We start from the raw sequence: 2,901 nt of genomic DNA, 5'->3' as shown, positions 1-2,901 counted from the left end.
ATTACTCTTGAGCAGGAAAAAATCGAGAAGTTAGAGCTTTTGAAAAAGTATTTATTGCAGCATATGTTTGCCGATGAGAGTGGATATCCTAACTTAAGGTTTAGAGGTTATACCGGTCCTTGGTTCAAAAATAAAGGGAAAAATATATTTAAAAAGATTACAGAAAAAAAACAAGCCCATCTTCCTGTCTTATCGGCAACACAAGATAAAGGCATGGTGCTAAGAGATGAATTCAATGAAAGACTACAGTATGATAGAAAAAACCTCTCTAATTACAAAGTTGTAAGACCTGGTCAATTTGTTGTTCATTTACGTTCATTTCAGGGGGGGTTTGCGCACTCCAATTATTTAGGTATAACTTCTCCAGCTTATACTATATTCGATTTTATAAATACTAACGAACATAATGATATCTATTGGAAGTTTTACTTTGCAAATGATCACTTTATTTTACTATTAGAGAAAGTAACTTATGGTATTAGAGATGGAAGAACTATAAATTTTTCTGATTTTTGCACTTTGAATATTAATTTTCCATCATTAAGTGAACAGAATAAAATCGCCAAATTATTATTTTCATTAGATTCTCTTATTAATCTCAGAATAACTAAATTAGAAAACTTAACCTCTCTAAAACAAAAACTCCTGTCTTCCTTGTTCATCTAAAATCAATAAATCGCCTCTGCTAGCTGATTGAGCAGAGGCGATTTTACTTTAGTAATGGTATTTACAGGATAGGACTTCAATCGCGTCATCTGTGACACGGTAAACTAAACGATCTTGTCTAGTCAGTCGCCTTGACCAATAATCCGATAGATCATATTTTAAAGGTTCCGGCTTACCTAATCCTTGGTAGGGGTCTTCTTTGATGACTTGTAATAAGCGATAGATCTTATCATAGACTTTTCGGTCATTTTCCTTCCAATCGTCACGTTCGATAACAGACCGCCGACTCCAATGAACTTTCATTAGATTTCCTCAACTTCATAATCACCACGATCGAGCTCATCCATGGCTTGGTAGAGGTTTTCAAGGTTGGCGCGGCTCGATAAGAGATGGTAAGTCTCCATCAAGCTATCGAAATCGGATTTGGCCATCACAACAACATCATTCCCATTCTGCGATGTAACAGTATATTCAATGGCATCCTCATTAATCTGGTCCATATATTTTTTCATATTTTGTCTAAAATCACTGTAATTGGTCACTTCCATCTTACTCACCTCAGTATGATTGTACAATAACTTGTACAACTTTTCAATCAAGAGCTATAGCTGACATAAGATCTCCATCATCTTGTTATTATCCTTGTCTTCTAACTCTTGAATAATATGAAGATAGGTCTTCTGGGTCGTTGCCATATTAGCGTGCCCTAATCTTTTAGCTACACTGGCAATCGAAACGCCGCCATAAAGTAGCAAGGAAGCGTGGGTATGGCGGAGGGCATGGATGGTAATCTCAGGGATCTCCGCTTGCTGGCACAGCTTAGCCAGGCGTTGGTTGACCGTCGAATTATGGATGCGGCCTTGGACAAAAATCGGTTCTTCCTGGGGGCAGCCCTGGATTAACTGTTGGAATTGCAGGGTGAGCTGCCAGTCCAAACGCAGCTTGCGAACAGAAGAGGCATTCTTAGTCGGCACAAAGCCGCCTTCATCCTTCTTATAATCCCAGGTCTTATTAATCGAGAGCATGTGCTGGCTAAAATTGAAGTCATCTGGCGTCACACCCAAGGCTTCACTGAAACGTAAGCCTGTTTTAGCAACTAAGAGGATGAGCCAGTCATAAGAAATCTCTGTCTGCAGTTGCAATTGATTTAATAATTTATGCAAGTCTTCCTGGTTTAAATACTTGGCTTTCTTATTCTTCCCTTTAACGCCTTTAATCACAACTTTTCGCGTCGGATCGCGATCAATTAATCCCTCGTCATAAGCCTCCAGAATCGCTCCTTTCACTAAATGGTGAAAGTCTAAAGTCGTTTGTTTCTCATGACTTTGAGCAAATTGGTTAAGTAAAGCTTGATAGTTCTTCTTAGTCAACTGGTCTAAAGTTAAGTCAGGAGCTAAGCGCTTCAAATGCCGCCAGGTCAGATCATATTTTCTCAGGGTTACATCTCGCACCGCCCCTAACTTATACAGTTCAAACCATTCCTTAAAATACTCGTGAAAGACAATCTTTCGTTTTCTTGCCATAATAAAACCTCCTGATAATATTTGTTCCAAGGAACTTTATTATTATCAGGAAGTTTATGGTGTAGGGGTATACTTTATTTTAAATAAATAGTTTATTTAATAAACAGTATTTTACTTGATCATATAAATCTATTCGCTTTTGATTTTGTTTAATAAGTCCATAATATGTGCTCAAAAAACTTTCTATTTGATTTTGTTCATTAATATTTGGGACGTAGATTTCTATATCTTTTATAATGGGATATTTTAAATTCCAAGTATCTGAAGTTAATCCTTGTGAGAAGCTAGCAAATTGATACAGCATATATGGAGATTTGAAATAGTATTCAAAGAATTTACTATTTACGTCTTCTTTAGGAACTAAAACAGTATAAGCTGGGCTAACAATTCCTTCATAGTTAGAAGCACCACAAGCTCCTTGCCACATTCTCATTGAATTATAGGCGATGTCATTAGGCTCTACTAATTTATAATTTGAACGATCACTGCTTGCATTTATAGTTCTATCAATTTCACTGGCTTTAACAACACCATTTTCTATAGTTACAGACAGTAATTCACCTTTTGCTGATCGGATTTTTCTTTCTTCAAATAAATCACCTATTTTTTTATAGCTCCAATTTTTACTAGTGAAGTTAGGATCAAATATTTTGTTTTCGTACGCTTGTTTTAGTAACTCTAACTTCTCGATTTTTTCCTGCTCAAGAGTAAT

At 36.3% G+C, this 2,901-nt stretch carries 5 protein-coding genes; 1 reads left to right on the top strand and 4 read right to left on the bottom strand.

What is annotated here, in order from left to right:
- The coding region (locus F6I03_RS09675) for a restriction endonuclease subunit S (protein ID WP_224788522.1) at window positions 1-666 on the top strand (666 nt) is incomplete at its 5' end.
- A 48-nt stretch (window positions 667-714) separates the two neighbouring features.
- On the opposite strand, the gene F6I03_RS09670 is transcribed toward F6I03_RS09675, so the two are convergent.
- The 4 genes from F6I03_RS09670 to F6I03_RS09655 form a co-directional block, all read right to left on the bottom strand.
- Entirely contained in the window at window positions 715-969 is a 255-nt protein-coding gene (locus F6I03_RS09670) for a Txe/YoeB family addiction module toxin (RefSeq protein ID WP_070431582.1), read from the bottom strand.
- Entirely contained in the window at window positions 969-1,214 is a 246-nt protein-coding gene (locus tag F6I03_RS09665) for a type II toxin-antitoxin system Phd/YefM family antitoxin (protein WP_070431581.1), read from the bottom strand. The genes F6I03_RS09670 and F6I03_RS09665 overlap by 1 nt, the downstream gene beginning before the upstream one ends.
- A gap of 54 nt (window positions 1,215-1,268) precedes the next feature.
- Window positions 1,269-2,189, bottom strand: coding sequence for a site-specific integrase (locus tag F6I03_RS09660; protein ID WP_070431580.1), 921 nt, complete (start codon window positions 2,187-2,189; stop codon window positions 1,269-1,271).
- Between the two features lie 79 nt (window positions 2,190-2,268).
- Window positions 2,269-2,901 (bottom strand): restriction endonuclease subunit S (locus tag F6I03_RS09655; RefSeq protein ID WP_224788521.1); only part of this gene is annotated, 633 nt, incomplete at its 5' end.

Origin of the sequence: Aerococcus sanguinicola (assembly GCF_008726925.1) — a bacterium.
Taxonomy (GTDB): domain Bacteria; phylum Bacillota; class Bacilli; order Lactobacillales; family Aerococcaceae; genus Aerococcus.
This window is presented reverse-complemented; position numbering and strand designations above follow the sequence as displayed.

What these genes read in the sequence shown, in the direction of transcription:
- F6I03_RS09670 (WP_070431582.1), bottom strand. Translation starts at nt 969, where the DNA reads ATGAAAGTTCATTGGAGTCGGCGGTCTGTTATCGAACGTGACGATTGG.
- F6I03_RS09660 (WP_070431580.1), bottom strand. Translation starts at nt 2,189, where the DNA reads ATGGCAAGAAAACGAAAGATTGTCTTTCACGAGTATTTTAAGGAATGG.
- F6I03_RS09665 (WP_070431581.1), bottom strand. Translation starts at nt 1,214, where the DNA reads ATGGAAGTGACCAATTACAGTGATTTTAGACAAAATATGAAAAAATAT.